At 40.4% G+C, this 19,092-nt stretch carries 16 protein-coding genes; 5 read left to right on the forward strand and 11 right to left on the reverse strand.

The genetic code is table 11. The annotated features are described in order from the left end of the window. Positions 1 to 10 precede the first annotated feature (10 nt). A complete protein-coding gene (locus GNT69_RS04895; RefSeq protein ID WP_203553807.1) occupies positions 11 to 1,537 on the forward strand; it encodes an FAD-dependent oxidoreductase in 1,527 nt (508 codons plus the stop codon). Between the two features lie 621 nt (positions 1,538 to 2,158). Here GNT69_RS04895 and GNT69_RS04900 read toward each other — a convergent pair. After that, positions 2,159 to 3,055 carry an NAD(P)/FAD-dependent oxidoreductase gene (locus tag GNT69_RS04900; protein ID WP_203553808.1) on the reverse strand — a complete coding sequence of 299 codons (897 nt, stop codon included), beginning with the start codon at positions 3,053 to 3,055 and terminating at the stop codon, positions 2,159 to 2,161. Between the two features lie 96 nt (positions 3,056 to 3,151). After that, on the reverse strand, positions 3,152 to 3,523 hold the full coding sequence (locus tag GNT69_RS04905) for a hypothetical protein (protein WP_203553809.1): 372 nt from the start codon (positions 3,521 to 3,523) through the stop codon (positions 3,152 to 3,154). A 350-nt stretch (positions 3,524 to 3,873) separates the two neighbouring features. Between GNT69_RS04905 and pepT the strand changes: the two genes are divergently transcribed. From pepT to gdhA, 3 genes are all read left to right on the forward strand, one after another. Continuing rightward, positions 3,874 to 5,109 carry a peptidase T gene (gene pepT / locus GNT69_RS04910; protein WP_203553810.1) on the forward strand — a complete coding sequence of 412 codons (1,236 nt, stop codon included), beginning with the start codon at positions 3,874 to 3,876 and terminating at the stop codon, positions 5,107 to 5,109. A gap of 142 nt (positions 5,110 to 5,251) precedes the next feature. Next, entirely contained in the window at positions 5,252 to 6,268 is a 1,017-nt protein-coding gene (locus GNT69_RS04915; protein ID WP_203553811.1) for a DUF1646 family protein, read from the forward strand. A 166-nt stretch (positions 6,269 to 6,434) separates the two neighbouring features. Then, positions 6,435 to 7,814, forward strand: coding sequence for an NADP-specific glutamate dehydrogenase (gene gdhA / locus GNT69_RS04920; protein ID WP_203553971.1), 1,380 nt, complete (start codon positions 6,435 to 6,437; stop codon positions 7,812 to 7,814). A 45-nt stretch (positions 7,815 to 7,859) separates the two neighbouring features. On the opposite strand, the gene GNT69_RS04925 is transcribed toward gdhA, so the two are convergent. The 7 genes from GNT69_RS04925 to GNT69_RS04955 form a co-directional block, all read right to left on the reverse strand. Then, entirely contained in the window at positions 7,860 to 9,050 is a 1,191-nt protein-coding gene (locus GNT69_RS04925; protein WP_203553812.1) for a class I SAM-dependent rRNA methyltransferase, read from the reverse strand. Positions 9,051 to 9,119: 69 nt separating this feature from the next. Then, entirely contained in the window at positions 9,120 to 9,686 is a 567-nt protein-coding gene (locus GNT69_RS04930; RefSeq protein WP_203553813.1) for a hypothetical protein, read from the reverse strand. 17 nt (positions 9,687 to 9,703) lie between these two features. After that, positions 9,704 to 10,882 carry a ParM/StbA family protein gene (locus tag GNT69_RS04935; protein ID WP_203553814.1) on the reverse strand — a complete coding sequence of 393 codons (1,179 nt, stop codon included), beginning with the start codon at positions 10,880 to 10,882 and terminating at the stop codon, positions 9,704 to 9,706. 343 nt (positions 10,883 to 11,225) lie between these two features. After that, the gene (locus GNT69_RS04940) at positions 11,226 to 11,948 is read right to left on the reverse strand and encodes a Crp/Fnr family transcriptional regulator (RefSeq protein ID WP_203553815.1); all 723 of its coding nucleotides are present in this window, start codon (positions 11,946 to 11,948) and stop codon (positions 11,226 to 11,228) included. A 137-nt stretch (positions 11,949 to 12,085) separates the two neighbouring features. Beyond that, positions 12,086 to 12,250, reverse strand: a complete 165-nt coding sequence (rd, locus tag GNT69_RS04945; RefSeq protein WP_203553816.1) for a rubredoxin — start codon at positions 12,248 to 12,250, stop codon at positions 12,086 to 12,088. A gap of 22 nt (positions 12,251 to 12,272) precedes the next feature. After that, positions 12,273 to 13,496: an NAD(P)/FAD-dependent oxidoreductase gene (locus tag GNT69_RS04950; RefSeq protein WP_203553817.1), complete on the reverse strand. Its 1,224-nt coding sequence runs from the start codon at positions 13,494 to 13,496 to the stop codon at positions 12,273 to 12,275. Positions 13,497 to 13,517: 21 nt separating this feature from the next. Beyond that, the gene (locus tag GNT69_RS04955; protein WP_481747595.1) at positions 13,518 to 14,750 is read right to left on the reverse strand and encodes an FprA family A-type flavoprotein; all 1,233 of its coding nucleotides are present in this window, start codon (positions 14,748 to 14,750) and stop codon (positions 13,518 to 13,520) included. 207 nt (positions 14,751 to 14,957) lie between these two features. Here GNT69_RS04955 and GNT69_RS04960 point away from each other — a divergent pair, with 207 nt between their 5' ends. Then, positions 14,958 to 16,136 (forward strand): MFS transporter, encoded by a 1,179-nt coding sequence (locus GNT69_RS04960; RefSeq protein ID WP_203553818.1) that lies wholly within the window; start codon positions 14,958 to 14,960, stop codon positions 16,134 to 16,136. Positions 16,137 to 16,156: 20 nt separating this feature from the next. On the opposite strand, the gene GNT69_RS04965 is transcribed toward GNT69_RS04960, so the two are convergent. After that, positions 16,157 to 17,488: a hypothetical protein gene (locus GNT69_RS04965; RefSeq protein WP_203553819.1), complete on the reverse strand. Its 1,332-nt coding sequence runs from the start codon at positions 17,486 to 17,488 to the stop codon at positions 16,157 to 16,159. Between the two features lie 181 nt (positions 17,489 to 17,669). Then, positions 17,670 to 18,839 carry a TraB family protein gene (locus GNT69_RS04970; RefSeq protein ID WP_203553973.1) on the reverse strand — a complete coding sequence of 390 codons (1,170 nt, stop codon included), beginning with the start codon at positions 18,837 to 18,839 and terminating at the stop codon, positions 17,670 to 17,672. Positions 18,840 to 19,092 lie beyond the last annotated feature (253 nt).

A 19,092-nucleotide genomic window follows, 5' to 3' on the forward strand; every position in this document is an offset into this window, starting at 1 on the left:
GAAATTGCAAATGACAACGAGTAAAATGCCTCAGTTCCCTGAATCGTATTGGCCGCAAAGTGTTGAGCTACCAAGCTTTTCGGAGCTTCAAGAAGATACAAATGTTGAAGTAGCAATCATTGGCGGTGGCATGACCGGAATTACCGCTGCCTACTTATTAGCAAAGGAAGGAAAGAAAGTCGCTATCATTGAGGCGGGGCGCATTTTAAATGGGACGACCGGCCATACGACCGCAAAGGTGACCGCACAGCATGGGCTCATTTATGACGAGCTCATCAGTCATTTTGGCGAAGAGCAAACAAAGCTTTATTATGAGGCCAATCATGAGGCCCTCCAATTTATGAGAAATCTCGTCAACGAACAGCAGATTGACTGTGACTTTTCTGATCAAGATGCCTATATTTACACAAACTCGCAACAGGAAATGCAAAAGTTAATCAACGAATATGAAGCGTATGAAAAATTAGGCATTAAGGAAGGCGAATACCTCGACTCGATTCCGATTCCAGTTGAGCATAAAACAGCGATTGTCATGCGAAATCAAGCACAATTTCATCCGCTTAAATATATGAAACATCTTGTTGAGGAGTTTATAAACATGGGCGGTGTCATCTATGAACAAACGACGGCGGTTGATATTGAAGAAGGCAATCAGCCGCGGGTGACGACGCGTGACGGGTATAAGGTCAGCTGCGAGCAGATGATTGTTAGCTCTCATTACCCGTTTTATGATATAAAAGGCTTTTATTTTTCGCGGCTTTATTTAGAACGAGCTTATGTGCTAGCAGTGAAAACAGAAAGAGAATTTCCAGGTGGGATGTATATCAATGCCGAACAACCTACCCGCTCGCTCCGCTATACTGATGTGAATGGGGAAAGACTAGTGATTTTTAGCGGCAGCAGTCATCAAACAGGGCTTGAAAACAATACGCATAAATACTATGAAGAACTAGAGGCGTTTGCAGAGAAATCATTTGGTGTGAAGGAAATCCCATATCGCTGGTCCGCACAGGATCCTTATACATTGGATAAAATCCCGTATGTTGGCAACTATTCGGCGACTTTATCGAATATTTATGTGGCAACTGGCTATCGGAAGTGGGGGATGACGAATAGCACAAATGCTGCGAGGCTGTTAACCGATTTAATTCTCGGACGTGATAATCGTTATAAAGAATTGTTTGATCCGAGCCGATTCCATGCTGACCCAGATGTGAAAAAGTTTTTATCTGTTAATGCGAAGGTGGCGGCAAAGCTTGTGCAAGGAAAGCTAGACCGTCCGACTACAGAGCCTGAAGATTTACAAAACAATGAAGGTGCAGCCGTTATCGTAAATGGCGAGCGCGCCGGCGCCTATCGTGATGAAAATGGCGAACTACACCTCGTCGACACGACCTGTACGCATATGGGTTGCGAACTCGAGTGGAATAACGGAGAACGGTCTTGGGACTGCCCATGTCACGGCTCTCGATTCTCTTATAAGGGAGAAGTACTCGACGGTCCAGCGGAAACCCCGTTAAAGCGGCTTAATGGTTAGGCGAATTGAACTGCCCGGTCCTTTTGTCCACTGTATGTATTCAGTACTCGGATTGTAAAGGTCGATTGTTCATAAAATGGGGTTAAGTTTTATTGCTAGTACTGGGATTAACGCTGGTTTATAGACGGGTTTTATTGCTAGTAAAAGTGGAGTGGTCTTAAACGGGCTGATTTTTATTACTAGTACTCGGATTAACCGTGATTTGCGGGGTGATTTAATACTAGTACTTGGATTAAACCAATTTTTGACCGTTTTTTATTGCTAGTACTTGGATTATAACGGCCTTCTGACCTCATTTTATTCCCAGTACTCGGATTAACCCCTCATTTTACAGCTTTTTATTACGAGTACTAGCAATATATCAATGAAATTTGGTGTTTTTAATACGAGTACTTGGATAATAAATCGCGTTACTAGCATTATCGTCAAAAAAACTTGTGGGTCTGCCCAGTTACAAGTTTACCGAAAGACATTAATCACCTTTTCTGGAAATAACATACAAACGAGTTGTGACTTTACCTAGTACTGGGATTAACAAGTGAAGTGGTCTTAAACGGGATGATTTTTATTGCTAGTACTCGGAATAAACAATACCCGTTGTCGTTTTGACAGCGGGCTTCATCAACCTTCTAACAATGTTTTATGTATCCAAATCGCTGATTGGGAGCCATCTCCCATCGCAATCGTAACCTGTTCCGAATGAGCTACGACATCACCTGCGGCCCAAACATGTTTGACGCTCGTTTCCTTTGTTCGCGGATCAACGAGAATATGGTTGTTTTCATGAAGGTCAACTCCAAGTTGCTTTGCAAGCTCTGATTTCACTTCATTTCCCGCGAAGGCAACAAAACCCCGTTCCGCCTTTATTTGTTCTCCATTCGTTAAGATAACACCCGTAAACTCAGCATCATCAGCAACAATCTTCTCAATCGAAGTTGAAAGATAATCAATTTCTTTATCCTTTAGCTTCATTAGTAACTGATCATCAACTGCCTGTTGCTCATGGTTGACATAAATCAGCTTTTTCGTCCAATCATACAAAGTTAAAGCCATATTCGCGCCTGTGTTGCCTGATCCAATCACGATCGTCTTCCGATTGGAAACTTCGTAACCATCACAGTCCGGGCAGACGTATACACTTATCCCAAGACATGGGAGCAATTCAGGAAATGACGGGATTCGGTCAACAATTCCCGTAGCAAGCAATAAGCGTTTTGCTTCGTAACGTTTGCCACATTTGCCCCATACCGTAAAACCGTCAGCTGTTTTCTTAGCGGTAACTGCGGTTTCCAACTCAAAGTGAACGCCAAGTCTTTCGGCCTGTTTCCGACCAAGACGCCGAAGCTCTGGGCCACTAACGCCATCCGGGTAGCCTAATACATTATGGTAGCTTTGACAGAGGGTTGAACGCCCTTCCTCTGCATCAATCACCAATACATTATGTTGATAGCGCCCAAGCTGAATCGCTGCTTGCAGACCAGCAATTCCACCGCCAATAATCATACAGTCATAATGCAAACTGGCATCCCCCACTTCAATTTAAGTTTTTGTTATCATGTTCCCTTATACGCAGATTTATTCATAAGAATATGCGAAAAAACCGCGCACAATCGTTCACCCCCCTCCTTTAATCAAAGCACTAGACAATCGCAAAGCTGGCGAACCTCGCGCCCAAAAAGTCGCCTTTTTCTTTCCACTAACTACATCTTGTCCTTTTTCAATACGAGCTGAATCCTCCTCCTCCAGTTTTACAGGGGCAAACAAAAGACTTTTCGCTTGAAAGATCCCTTCTGAATGATTTTGATCTATAAAATCACGCTTGGCCAAGCTGGATTGTTTTCCTTTGACGGCAAATACAGCTTTCTTTTCTACGACAGCTTCAACCTTTTCTTCCATACTTATAAGAGCTCCAAGTACAGCTGTAGGAGTAATTAAAAATAAACAGAATATTATGACTATAAAAATTGAGACTAGTTTCTTATTCATCGTCGATGTTCTCCTTTCCTGTTCCGTTGTCGGTAAATAAAGCCTAACATACACAAATATTCTGATAATAGTGTAAATATGACTATCCTAAAATTCGCCACTTCTACAAAATCACAAGAATCTCATCATAAAATTTACGTCGATTTTCTTCGTAAAACGCAAATGAGTTAGAAAATTGTTCCATCGTTAGATTTTCGCTAGTCCCATTGTCCTAGACACTCGACAGGAAGATTGATTTTTAGCATGAAAAAATTTTCTTTTTAATAAAATTTGGCAATCCTCACATTTTAATACGGGATATGCTTATGTGGTAAACTATGGATATTACTTGGATAGAGGTGGAATGACAGATGCGAACAGAAATGATCGATCGCTTTATTTCTTACGTAAAAGTAGATACACAATCAGATGAAAATAATGAAACATGCCCTTCAACACCAGGACAGCTCACGCTTGCCAATCAACTTGTAAAAGAACTAAAAACCATCGGCATGGAAGATGTGAATATCGATGAAAACGGATATGTGATGGCGACACTGCCAGCAAACACAGAAAAATCGGTGCCAACAATCGGTTTTTTAGCCCATGTCGATACAGCTACTGATTTTACTGGCAAAAACGTAAATCCTCAAATCGTTGAAAATTACGATGGCAAAGAGGTTATTTTAAATGAAGAGCAACAAATCATCTTATCTGTGAAAGAATTCCCCGAGTTGGCACAATACAAAGGACATACATTGATTACGACCGATGGAACGACACTTTTAGGTGCGGATAACAAAGCAGGGATTGCTGAAATCATGACGGCGATGAACTATTTGATTCAACATCCGGAAATCAAGCATGGCCGCATTCGCGTCGCTTTTACTCCCGATGAAGAAATTGGCCGGGGACCACATCGGTTTGATGTAAAAGCCTTTGATGCTACATACGCGTATACGATGGACGGTGGGCCGCTCGGCGAACTCGAATATGAAAGTTTCAATGCAGCTGCTGCTAAAATTACCATTAAAGGCAAGAACGTACATCCAGGGACCGCAAAGGGGAAAATGATCAACTCGACGAAAATTGCGATGGAGTTCAACCGTCGCCTACCGGTCGAAGAAGCACCAGAACATACAGAAGGCTATGAAGGCTTCTATCATTTGCTTTCAATCCATGGGGATGTCGAAGAGACAAAATTAGCTTATATTATTCGCGACCATGATCGTGAAAAGTTTGAAGATCGCAAAGCGTTTATTTCCTCGATTATCGCTGACTTTCAACAAACGTATGGCAAGGAGCGCATCATTCTCGAAATGAATGACCAGTATTATAATATGAAAGATAAAATTGAACCTGTGAAACATATTGTTGACCTTGCTCATAAAGCGATGGAGAATCTCGGAATTGAGCCGGTTGTCAAACCGATTCGTGGAGGAACTGACGGCTCACAGCTTAGTTATATGGGGCTGCCAACGCCAAATATATTTACGGGCGGCGAAAACTTCCACGGTCGATATGAGTATATTTCTGTTGATAATATGGAAAAAGCCGTAAAAGTCATCGTTGAAATTTGTAAGCTATTTGAAGAAAATGCACAATAACGACAGAACTGGATGCCGTCAAGAGCATCCAGTTTTTTTAACCCGACGAATGAACCGCTCCTTAAAAACTTCCCAAAATAAGTGATTTTTTGTACAAGTCCTTAATAGGATAAGTTTATACATCTTATTGAAAAGGATTTGGATGACGATGGGGTTATTAATTATCTTGATTTTAGTATTATTTTTACCGTTCACAGTCGCAAAGGTTGAACGGAATTTAGAAATTTTCCTATTTGCGATGGGAATTTGTGCGGCAATCGTGAGCGGAATGATGGATCTCCCATTATTAACAAAGGCACTCACTGACCCCATTAAAATCGCGGTGGCAGTGTTAATCGCTGGCTTACTGACAAAATGGCTCCATGACCAAATTGGAAAATCGATTGTATTTTTGAGTAATAAATTGTCCCCACGGTTGTTCGCAGGATTAACAGTGATCTTTTTAGGACTTGCTTCCAGCTTGATTACTGCGATTATTGCGGCAATTATCTTAGTGATTATCGTAAATGTTCTCCCACTCAATCGCCAATCTCGTGTCAGGTTTACGATTCTCGCCTGTTTTTCAATTGGACTTGGAGCAGCATTAACACCCATTGGCGAACCGCTCTCAACAATTACTGTCGGAAAATTAAACGAAGATTTCACGTATTTATTTCACTTAATCGGAGTCGAAGTCATTGTCGCCTTATTAGCCTTTGGCTTATTAACCGTGTTTATGATTAACCCTCGTAAAAATTCAAAAGGATTGGATGTTGACCAAAAACCTGAAAGCTACCGGCAAATTATCGTTCGGTCTGTAAAAATTTACCTATTTGTAATGGGCCTTACCTTTCTTGGGACAGGTTTTGAACCATTGATTTCCACGTATTTGCTTGATCTCCACCCTACGATTTTATATTGGATTAATATGATTTCTGCTGTCTTGGATAATGCAACGCTTGCTGCCGCGGAAATTAGTCCGGAAATGAGTGCTGACACGATTCAAGCCATCTTGCTTGGGTTGCTCATCAGCGGTGGGATGCTCATTCCAGGAAATATCCCGAATATTATTGCTGCCGGAAAGCTAAACATATCTAGTAAAGAATGGGCTGAATTTGCCATTCCTGTTGGTTTAAATACGATGGCAATTTTTTTTCTTATTCTATTTGTTGTCTATTAACCCCTTTACAAAGGCATCCATCTCGATTCGGAAATGATTTCATCGTAAATCTATATTGATTGGAGATGAGTATTAAATTATAATTCACCTGTTGGAACAACTATCTTAATTAAATCATTTAATGCATTTATATATACAATACAATAGAGGAGGATACATTGTGGCTATGACTATCGACGATAAAATAAGCACGGAATTACAAGCAGCAAAAGCCTATGTGAATGAAGTATACGAGGCAGTAAAGAAACGCAATCCAAATGAGAGCGAATTCCATCAAGCCGTAAAGGAATGCTTTGATTCCCTCGTACCGATTTTTGCAAAATATCCAAAATACATTGAGCACAATATTTTAGAAAGAATCGCAGAACCTGAACGAATGATCACTTTCCGTGTGCCATGGGTTGATGACCAAGGAAAGGTTCGAGTAAACCGGGGCTTCCGTGTTCAATTCAACAGTGCAATCGGCCCTTACAAAGGTGGAATTCGTTTTCACCCATCCGTCAACGCAAGCATTATTAAGTTTTTAGGTTTTGAACAATTATTCAAAAACTCATTAACTGGACTGCCAATCGGCGGTGGTAAAGGCGGCTCTGACTTCGATCCTAAAGACAAGTCTGATGGCGAAATTATGCGTTTCACACAAAGTTTTATGACAGAACTTTATCGTCATATCGGCCCGGATGTCGATGTTCCTGCTGGTGATATCGGTGTCGGCGCGCGAGAAATTGGTTATATGTTCGGTCAATACAAAAGAATTCGCGGTGCCTATGAAGCAGGTGTTTTAACTGGAAAAGCACCGATTTACGGCGGAAGCCCAGCGCGTCCTGAAGCGACTGGTTACGGGACAGTTTATTTCGTTCAAGAAATGCTAGCTGATAAAGGCTTAAGCTTTAAAGGATCGACAGTTGTTGTTTCAGGTTCAGGGAACGTATCCATTTATGCAATTGAAAAAGCAACACAATTAGGTGCAAAAGTTGTTGCCTGCAGTGATTCAAACGGTTATGTATATGACCGCAACGGCATTAACCTTGAAACTGTGAAGCGCCTGAAAGAAGTTGAAAGAGTAAGAATTAGTGAGTATGTAAAAGAACATCCAGGGGCTGAATATTACGAAGGATGCTCTAGTATTTGGACAATTCCTTGTGATATCGCGCTTCCATGTGCGACACAAAATGAAATCGACGATCAAGCAGCGAAAGCGTTAGTTGAAAACGGTGTGAAAGCGATTGGTGAAGGCGCGAATATGCCATCCACTTTAGAAGCGATTGACATCTTCCTAGAAAACAAAGTTCTCTTTGGACCTGCTAAAGCAGCAAATGCTGGTGGTGTCGCAGTTTCTTCGCTCGAGATGTCACAAAACAGCATGAGATTATCATGGACATTCGAAGAAGTCGATGAAAAATTACATTCCATCATGAAAAACATCTACCGCAACAGTGTGAAAGCGGCTGATGAGTTTGGCTATCCTGATAACTTAGTCGTCGGTGCCAATATTGCTGGTTTTACAAAAGTAGCCGACGCAATGATTGCTCAAGGTGTAATTTAATTAACGATAAAAAAGGAGGCCACTGGCCCCCTTTTTTTAGGTTAACTAAGAAAGCTTTTTAATAACAACCACCTTCAAATAATTCCCCTGTGGGAATTCTTCGATCACACGGAAATCTTCAGGCAAAGAAAACTCATCGACAATATTATACTGGCACTCTGTCTCTTTAAATGCAGTTTTAATAAACCCTTTAAACTTTTTCATATCAAAATTACTCGCATTCGTTGAAGCAACAATAACCCCACTTTCTTCAGTAATCGAGATCGCTTCTTTTAGAAGATTTTTATAATCCTTTTCAGCGCTAAAAACGATTTTCTTAGACCGAGCAAAACTTGGCGGATCAAGGATTACAAGATCAAATTTTAATCCTTTCTTTTTAGCATACTTAAAATAGTTAAAAACATCCATCACCAAAATAGCATGATCTTCATAGTTGATTTCGTTCAAACTGAACTGCTCCTGAGTTTTCTCAAGACTGCGATTAGCAAGGTCGACACTTGTTGTTTTTCGAGCACCACCTAAGGCAGCTGCAACAGAAAATGCGCCAGTGTAGGAAAAAGTGTTTAACACCGTTTTTCCCTCGGCATACTTGTCACGGATCGCTTTTCTCACATCGCGTTGATCAATAAATACCCCCACCATCGCACTTTCATTTAAATAAACGGCAAAGTTGATGCCATTTTCCTTGACAGTTAACGGAAACTCCCCACGCTCTCCAGTGACAAAATCATCATCTTCAATATACTGACCTTTTGTATCGAAGCGCTTTTTCTCATAAATACCTTTGAAGTCCACCAGCTCTATCAGTGCATTCACGAGTGCTTCCTTAAAAGCGTAAATCCCTTTGCTGTACCAATGAAACAGATAATAACCAGCAAAATACTCAATTGTCACTCCACCAATGCCGTCTCCTTCACCATTAAAAACACGAAATGCAGTTGTTTCTGAGTCTTGGAAAAAGTGCGCTCGCCGTTCCAATGCTTCCGCAAGCTTCTTTTTAAAGAAATCTTTGTCTAGTACCTCATTTTCATTTCTCGACAACACCCAGCCAACGCCTTTATTCTGTTTTCCGCAATACCCTTTTGCTAGGAACCGGTTCTGCTCATCGACCAGCTTGACGATGGCTCCTTCTTCTATGACATCAGCAAAATTGTAAAGAGCTTCTTTCCCGATTAGTGGAAACCCTTGTTTATACCTGCTCACAAACTTTTCTTTAACCTTTAGCGTATAATCCATGTTTTCATTCCAATCTTTTTAAATTTCACTTAGCCAAAAAGGACTACCAGTGCTCGGTAGTCTTTTTACTTATTTATTCATATTTGCAAGGAATCCGCCAAGGAGATCGTCTACATCCTCCTCTTCCTCTTCTTCCTCTGTGGAGGCCTGCTCTTGCAGTGCTTTTTCCCAATCGAAATCTAGCAAATCATCTTCGAGAGAATCAGGCTCCGTTTCGGTTTTAAGTTCATCAGGTTCTGTAGTAGGCATTTCTGCCTCTTGAAATTCTTCTTGCAAGTACAACGCTTCATCAATATCAAGCGCCTTACTATTAAGGGTAGCGAGGATTGCTGACGCCCGTACTGGATCAACGAGGAGCTGATAAACGATTGTTCCTAACATTGCCTCAGAATGGGCATGTTTCAACCAATTTCGCTGCTCCTTCGTCAATTGTTTCGGAAGCGGAATCGAAATCATTTCCTTTTCTCTTGCTAGAGAATTATTAACCCCTTCAAGCGCAAACTCAGCTATTTTACTAGAGAAGTTTCGTTTCTCCGTTTCCTTCAGCCTCTGTAATTGCTTTAAGATGTGGTCAGGGGTATCAGAAGGGAGACGAAACGTAATCGCCTGCCCTCGCTGGATGCGCTTCTTATCCATAAGATCACCTTATTCGCTTACTTGTCGGTACTTTGCTTAACAGGCTGCTTCTTCTCCTTCTCCGTTTTACGAACAAAGTCAGAAATTAATTTATAATAAGCATTGGACATCATCCATATACTTTCCTTCTCATCTTCAAAGAATTCAATATTATAGCCATCAAGATTGTTGTTCAATGTTTTAATATATTCTTTCAATACCATGGAGCCGCCACCAACGAAATAACAGATTTCCGTTTGCGAGTTTTTCTGCCAAACATTTCTTAAATGACGATATTGTTTCTTTGCTAAGTCTACTAAAATTCGATCCGTAATATCATGGACGCTCGTCCGACTTCCGCGCACCATAATGTGGTTGCGGTTATTTTTACGTGTAATGATGTCAACAACATCGCGACGGCTGTCCAACTCCACGCCATGCTTCGAACGAATTTCCTCTCTAATCGCCTCTAACGCTTCAGATACACCTAAATTAAAACCTTGCGCCTTATCATCGTCAACATTGCGATTTTTAATCACAGCAATATCCGTTGAGAGACCACCAATATCTTGAATTAAAATATTTTTATCAATTAAATCGCGGTTAATAATATTCAAGTTATTATCCATAACTAAGTTAATATAAGCAGCAAATCCTTCTGGATATACCTTCACTTGGTCAAAGCGAATATTCACCTTTAAGCCCTGGTATTTTGGTGTTACTAAAAATTCGACCTGGTGAACGGAACCCAATAGTTGGGCGCGATAACCAACATCTTTGCCTTCTTTTACTTCACGAAGGGGAAGCCCTGTTCCTAATGTGTAATTGGCATCAATGATATTATTGTTTCGTTTAAAAATAGCGGCATTTTCTTCTCTTACAGCATCAAGTGCTAAAGTAGCGAAAAGCATGATTAATGTTTGATCTTCTTCTGACTTTGAGCTTCCTGGGTCCAATTCGCTCGCATTATCGCTTTTGGTTGCTAAGTCCCCGACACGATAAATTGCATTGTTCTCTTGAAGGGCAGGGGAGTGCACCTTAATATGAATTCCATCAAGCGGGTTTTTCTCATTTAAATCTTCGATCCCGATTACAGGTCGGTCTTCTGTATCTCTCGCAATTACATTCGGTATGTATAATTCATAATCCAGTTTGCCAAACAAGGCTTTAACGGAGTCATTCCCAACATCAACTGCACAAACTCTTGAATTTGTCATTCTATCATTCCTCTCAAAAAAATTAAAGCTAATATTTACAGATTATAGCAAACTATAGAAATGGTCAATCCTACTTTAGATGTATTCAAAAATGTACACAACCCAAACAAAATTGTATACATGTTTACAACTATGTACACATATTGTCATTTAAGCATGCGTACGTATTTGTATACTTGTAAACGTAATTGCACACATATTGTTTTCTTTTTGTATACTTGTAAACATTATTGTATACATCGCTACAATTCAGTAAAAATCTACTATTGTCTATCTTTTGTCAAAAAAAAATAAAAAAAGTCCATCATCCCCTCCCCTTTCGTAAGGGCGATGATTGACTTTTCTATTGGGTATATTGTTTTAAAGCAAACTGGTCTTGGATAAATAATTCTTTATTCCCTGTTAATGAAATCAACCCTAAATCTTCAAACTTGCTTAATTTGCGGCTAATCGTTTCCCTTGTTACCCCAACATAACTAGCAATTTCTTCACGAGTAATAGGGAGATGAATGAGGACACCGCCACCTTTTTCCGTGCCAAACTTTTGACAGAACTCTAATAGCATTTGGGCAATTCGTACTTCTGGATCTTTTGTCGCTAAATTTTGCGCTAAATTTTCCGTGTGGGCTAATCGCTTCGTCACTTCTTTTAATAACTTAATGGCGATATCTGGATTAGCTGCCATCACTCGATCAATATCATCCTTTGTCAATTGACAAATCTCCGTTTCCTCAATTGCATAGGCGGTAAAATTGCTTACTTCGTCATGATGGAATAAATTCAACTCACCGAAGAAATCGCCACAAGTCATAATATCAAGAATTTGCTCTTTCCCATTGACCGTAAACTTTGAAAGCTTTACTTGGCCCTGATTGATGATAAACAGTTTATCTGACTTCTCCCCTTCATTGATAAGGGCCTGGCCTTTTTTAAACTGTTTATGACTAATCATCCCGGTCAGTTTAACCATGTCTAGGTCAGATAGCGAACCAAAAATCGGTACTTTTTTTGCACATGGCCCATGATCTCCATAATTTAAACAACGGCTGCAGCTATGTTCCTTCATCATGCATCACCTATTAGAATGTATTTTTTAATCTATAACCAAAATATAGCATAGGAAAAAGGGCGGCGGTGTGACTTAAATCACCCCTTTCAATAAACCGAAAAAAGTGCTGGAATTCATCCAGCACTTCTCCCCTCTTATTCTTCGACTTCTTCAAAATGACTTGTATCTTCGCCGCACATCGGGCATACCCAATCTTCTGGCAGGTCTTCAAATGCGGTCCCTGGGCAAACATCCTCATCAGGATCGCCGATTGCTGGGTCGTAAATATAGCCACATGGCAAACAAATATATTTTTTCATTATTCTTTTTCCTCCTTATAAATTAAGCCGCGGCTTGCAGCCGTTCTTTTAACTCACTCATTAATTCACTGATTGTTAACTTGCTAAAATCCATTCCCTCTAGCGATACTTCTTTTTCAATTGCTGTCTTATATGGCAGTGATGCAGCAACTCCCTCTAAGGAAATAACACCTACTAATTTTTCATTTTTAATAAATACTCTCGTGTACTTCCCTGAACCGTCTTCCTCTATTAAACTATCATCACATTGACTTTCATCTACTAAGCCTATTGAGAATAACGGTAAATCAAAAGCATTGAAAACAGTAAGCGGAATTGTCTTCTCAAAGGATATGCTCTGCTCGGCTGCCATATTTGTTCCTGCTGCCTTTCCTTGATCCATTGCTCTTCCCCATAGACCTTCTACAGCACCATTTAACTCAGCAACATCACCAGCTGCATAAATCCCTGAAATATTCGTTTCCATCCGCTCATTTACGACGATGCCACGATTACTGTCAATTTCTGAATTAATGACAAGATCAAGATTTGGAATAACTCCAATCGAATAGATGACACTGTCACAGCGAATGTCTTCACCACCAGCGACCACCGCTTCAACTGAATGTTGGCCAACGACTTTTTCAATCCCTGTATGAACATGAACGGTAACGCCAGCTTCCTCAATTTTCGCCTGTAAAAGCGAACTCGTCTGCTCATCTAGCTGCCTTGCCATTAGCCTTGGTGCCGCTTCTAAGATTGTTACCTGTTTACCCGCTTTAAGGAGCGACCAGGCTGTTTCCAGCCCTTGTATTCCACCGCCCACATTGACAACATGCTCTTTATCAGCAATAAAAGCTTTAAATTCCTCGGCCTCATGTCTTTCACGGATCGTAAACACACCTTGCAAATCGATTCCTTCAATTGGAAGTTTCCGATTTTTTGAGCCTGTACAAATCAACAGCTTATCGTAGGAAACTGTTTCTCCTTCTGATGTAGTAATTGTGAAGTTGTCTGTATCAATAGCGGTGATTTTCTGATTAATTACCTCTATTTGTTGAGTTTCATACCATTTTTCTTTTTTTATAAGCACTTTTGGGTTCATTAAATCGGAAAATAGTTCTTTAGACAATTTGATTCGGTTATAGGGCAAGTTTGGTTCTGCCCCGAAAATCGTGATTCTTCCTTCTTTATCGTGATCACGAATTGCCTTTGCTGCATTCACAGCCGCAACACCAGAGCCGATAATACAATAAGTTTTAGCCATTCTCTTCCTCTCCCCTTTCATTTAAACGGCACTTAGTAGTAAATCGGCGACAAATGTAGCGGAATGCTCAACTTTTTTAAGTTGCTCATCTTTCGGAGAAAAGCGCACACGTACTGGGAATTCAACATGAGTCATTCCTGTTGTTTTGATGACATGTGAAGTACTTTGGACATCCATATTTGTTTGATTCAAGTAATCTTGAATCACTTCAATTGCTTCCCCGCTCCAGCCGTACGAACCGAATGCTGCACCGACTTTCCCTTCAAGATTCATCTCGACCATATCTTTCAAGACATCTTCAAGATTCCCAATCATGTCTGCATATTTTGTTGAGCTACCGATAAAGACCGCATCTGCTTCTTTAATGCTTGCAAGTATGTCGCTTTTTTCACATTTATCTGCATTAAAAACAGTTGCTTCAATATTATTTTCAGTAAAAATACGTTGTAAATGGTTTGCAACCTTTTTCGTATTGCTTCGAATCGTTGTATAAACAATCGTTACTTTTTTATCATTCACTGTGTCTGCACTTAAATTTGCATATAAGTCGATATACTTTTGGATGTCTTTTCTTAAAATATACCCGTGTGACGGTGCAATCATTTGCACATCTAACCCTGCTAACGCATCAATTAATGTTCTTACGTAGCGACGGTGTGGGTGAATGATTGCATTATAGTAACCGATAAAGTCGTCGGTAATGTCAAATCCTGCTTCGTCAGCAAAAATTTCCGCATTTGCAACATGTGTACTGAAAATATCACATGGGAATAGAATTTTATCCTCGACACAATAGGTAATCATCGTTTCTGCTGTATGAAGATAAGGTGTTTCTCTGAACAATAATGTTTTGCCGCCGATATCCAGTTTGTCGCCATCTTTGACAACGAGAAACTCGCGATTATGAAGCTTGTACATTTCTTTTAATTCATTGACCGCAGGCTCGGTACAAACGATTGTTGCATTTGTTGCTCTACCGCCAAGGGCTGCCATCCCGCCTGAGTGGTCTGGTTCTGTATGGTTAATAACGATATATTGAAGATCTTTCGGATCAATTAATTCGCTTAAATGCTCGACAAATTCACGGCCATATTCCATATCAACTGTATCAATTAAAGTTGGTTTTTCTGTATTAAGCAAATAGGCATTGTAAGTCGTACCTTTTGCTAAAATTAAGCGGTGAAAAGGTACTTCCCGATTATCATTTTTCCCTACCAAGTAAATGTTTTCTGCTAGTTTTTTGTGGTTCATCATTTATGTTAACCTCCAAGTTTTATATTGCTGTTTTCCATCTGAGGTCATCTTATAACATTGTCGAAAATGAAATAAGGATTCAAATCACATTTTGAAAAAAATTGACGATTCATCAGTTCCAGTTTGTTCCTTTCCCTCCTTGAACGTGTATAATTACTTTTAGACATTAGTAATGTACTTAGCTGGGATTCTGGGGTGATTTTATTTATGGAAACGAAAAAAGCGTTGCCTATCCTGTTTGCCATTATGTTTCTCGTTATGGTCGGCTTCGGAATCATCATTCCTGTCATTCCTTTTTATGCCGAGGAACTTGGGGCGACACCTACACAATTAGGATTATTAATGGCGGTATACTCCTTTATGCAGCTCGTGTTTGCTCCAGTTTGGGGACGCGTCTCTGATCGAGTCGGCCGCAAACCTGTCATGATGATTGGGATAATCGGACTGGCCCTTTCTTTCTTTTTAACGGCTGTATCAACACAACTATGGATGCTTTTCGCAGCAAGGATTATTGGTGGAGCGCTCTCTGCAGCAAATATGCCAACAGCAATGGCTTATGTGGCCGATATTACCTCCGATGAGGACCGTGGAAAAGGAATGGGGATTATCGGCGCTGCGACAGGTTTAGGGTTTATATTCGGACCTGCGATCGGAGGAATTTTCTCACAAGCAAGCTTGGCGACTCCGTTTTATCTTGCGGGAATATCCTCATTGCTGACGTTTTTCTTCGTCCTCTTTGTATTAAAAGAGTCTTTACCTGCTGAAAAGCGGAATCAGCAACATGGGAAAAAACGAAATTCCTTTTACAAGGAAGCTTTCAAAAGTTCGACATCGATCTTGTTTTTCTTGCAATTGTTTATCTCGCTCTCACTTGCTGGTTTAGAAGCGACTTTCGCGTATTTTGCAGCAGAAAAGGCTGGCTTAGGAGCCGTGGAACTTGGGTATATTTTTATGATTATGGGCCTTGTGCAAGCGATCATTCAAGGCGGATTTGTGGGCAAGATGACGAAGAAATTTGGTGAAGGATTTGTCATTCAACTAGGAATCATTGTCTCAGCATTGGGCTTCGCACTTATTTTATTTACGAATAATTTTCTGACTGCGGCTCTTTTCTTAACGATTTTCGGCGTTGGAAACGGTTTAATCCGCCCAAGTGTTTCTTCGCTCTTAACAAAGACAGCTACTTCAGGGCATGGCAGTGCAACAGGGCTTTTATCGTCCTTTGATTCCCTCGGACGAATCATCGGTCCCCCTTTAGGTGGCTGGTTGTTTTCGATTACGATTGGGCTCCCATATATATCAGGGATTATCCTCTCGTTCATCGCTCTTGGTATTTATCAAGTTTATCGACAGAGAGCCCATTTGGGCCATGCAGAAACCCGTTGAAATTCCTTCAACGGGTTTTTTTAAGCTATAAATGAAATGATTGTAATCCCGATAACCGCAAAGAGCGCAATATGCAATCCATTTGCCCGTAAACCGACACGGACACCGGATATGCCGGCAATCCGGCTAACCATTAAATTTAAGCCTGAAAAAGGGCTTAGCGAAGCAGAGAGCGCCCATGCTAACAGCAAGAGCATCGCTAAACCTAAGTTTGTCATCCCTAGTTCAGCGGCATTTAACTGCATCGACAACGCACCAATTACAGCAATTTGATGGATTCCAACATAAGTAATACATAACACAATCGCTAAAACAGCAAACGCAAAAAGGAAAAATGAGATATTTGATAAATTTGTCAAAAACATCCCAATTGCAATCGCAATCTTCGTCCCTTGCAATGCATATGCGAGCATACCAGCGCTCATAAACAACATAATTTCATTGTTCATTAATGGCAATGTACGATTACGATAAGCGGCAAAAAGGGGAATCATTGGCTTCCGGTTGGCTCGTTTTAATCCATATAAGAGCGGAATTGTAATCGATAAGAGACAGACAATCACAACCATTGACCAATGCGTCAATACTTCAATTAATAGACAAACCCCCATAAGGAACACGACGATTAAAGACAATTGAATTAATTGTTTCCGATGATTTTCATGTAAAACCTCTTTACTCTCTTTATCCATCGTCAGTGGATGATGTTTTTCCCACAAAGCAAATAACAGATTTCCAATCAGTAACGACAAGATCGATAGTCCTAAGCCATATAAAATATATTCACTATAAGGAATATTTAGATAATGAAGGACTAATGAAACCGACGCGAAATAGGGAGACCACAAAAGTGCGGTTGTGAAGCCCACCAAATAGCTTTTCGCACTCATCGCTGACGGCAGCTTCAAGTCTTCGAGAAACTCGCTAATCATCCGGACAGATGCCAAGTTGAAAATCGGACTTAAGAAAAACAACGAACCTGTAATTCCCGCATATAATTTTTTCGGGTGATCCAATAGTTTTCTTAATAATTGTGATATTGCCTGAAAAAAGCCACTGACTTTTAATGGGATTGAGAGCAGCGGCGCGAGTGTAATCAAACAAATGAGTGGAATAATTAAGTAGATTCCTTGATTAATCCCATTAAATCCTGTCCCTTTTCCCCATTCAATGATCATTCCAGTGCTCATCATTAAAAACCCTAAAAGCCGCGGAAAGCGATCTGCCTTCCCAGCACTACTGATAAATGCTAGTAACGCTAAACTAACGACGAAATATTGCAGCCATTGTGCACCAACAAAATATTGGATTAAAAATAACGCGCACATTGCTAATAACAGATAAGTCCGCATTCCCCATCGTCTCCCTATTATTCTACTTTTCTATTTCTACCTATCGTAAATTGAAAATTCTTACATTACAATAACTTTCGTTGCAATGTCATTAAATTAAAAAAATAAACAAGCTGATTTTATTATCAGCTTGTTATATGATCATCTTTCGGAAGTAGTGTAAGTAGTAAAGCCGAATCCATTAAAACACGTTTTCAAGAAACAACCGAACAACGTCTGCCCCACCGATAAATGTTCCAACTGAGCTTCCGATGTTAGCTAAGACGACGACAAGCAGCACCCTTGTGACACGGTTCTGCCAAAACCCCTTTACACTGTAAACATCCTCTGACAGCCGCTCAAAGTCTTTTACGCTCGGACGACGGAAATATGCTTGAACAAAGCCAGCAAACCAGCCTGCTGCAAGCAACGGATTCAATGATGTAAGCGGCGCAACGAGCAGTGCTGTTAAAATCGCCAGCGGATGGCCGAGCGCAATCGCTGTGCCGAGCGCCGATAATGACCCGTTCCAAATGACCCAGCTCAACGTTTGCTGCAAACCAGCTGATGGATTTGCGTAAAACGTGTAAGCAATGACCGCGAGAATAATAATCGGAATCGACCAACCGATGATTTTCGGTGCCTTCGATTTTGGCGGCAGTTTCGTGATTGCTGCTAAATCATGATCCTTGTTAATCTGTTCCTTAATTCCAGGCACATGTGCCGCTCCTAACACGGCGACAATCTTCTTCCCTGGAGCTTCTTTAATTTTTTGCGCTAAATATTGGTCACGTTCATCGATTAATGGCCGTTTTAATTGCGGAAAGCTGGCTGTAAACTCATCGAGCATCGAGTTTAGCATATCCTGTGATTTCAGTTTTTCTAGTTCTTCCTCTGAAATGCTCTCATTGCTGAAAATGCTGTAAATAATCTGCGAAAGCAGCAATGCTTTCCCCTTTAACCCAAGATTGCCCCAAATGCGCGCAAATGTCACTTGAATATTACGGTCGGCTAGGACAAGTTTAGCGCCTGTTGCTTTTGCCGACTCAATTCCTTGAATCATTTCTTGTCCCGCATTGACTCCTAATTGTTTCGCCATTCGTTTTTGATAAGAGGAGATTGCCAAGTTCATTAGTAGGAGTGACGCTTTTTTTGATTTAATGACCTCAAAAATGTCCATATCCTTCCACTTGTTTCCCTCTAAAATCGACTTATATCGCTGTTCATCTAATTCAACACAAACGGAATCTGGCTGCTCCGATTCAATCACTTCTTTTACTAGTTCGGCACTTTTCTTTGAAACATGCGCTGTACCAATTAAAATCAATTCTTTTCCATCTAAATGAATTCTCGTTATATTTTCACTTTCCACAGGCATAAACGACCCATCCTTTATTGATTCCTAATATTAGTGGTCTTAATGATTCATCCTTAGTCATTATACAATAATCATCGTTAAAAGCTGAAATAATAATTGCCATGAATCTACCGGCTCGGTTTATCATTTCGTTTGGCTACTCTCCAAAATTGGCTGTTTACTCTACAGTTTGGGCCTTTTACTCTACGAAAACAACCACTTACTCCCCAAAAACCAAGATTTACTCTACGAAAACCATCATTTACTC

The sequence above is a fragment of the Bacillus sp. B15-48 genome (assembly GCF_016879755.1).
Taxonomy (GTDB): domain Bacteria; phylum Bacillota; class Bacilli; order Bacillales; family Cytobacillaceae; genus Mesobacillus_B.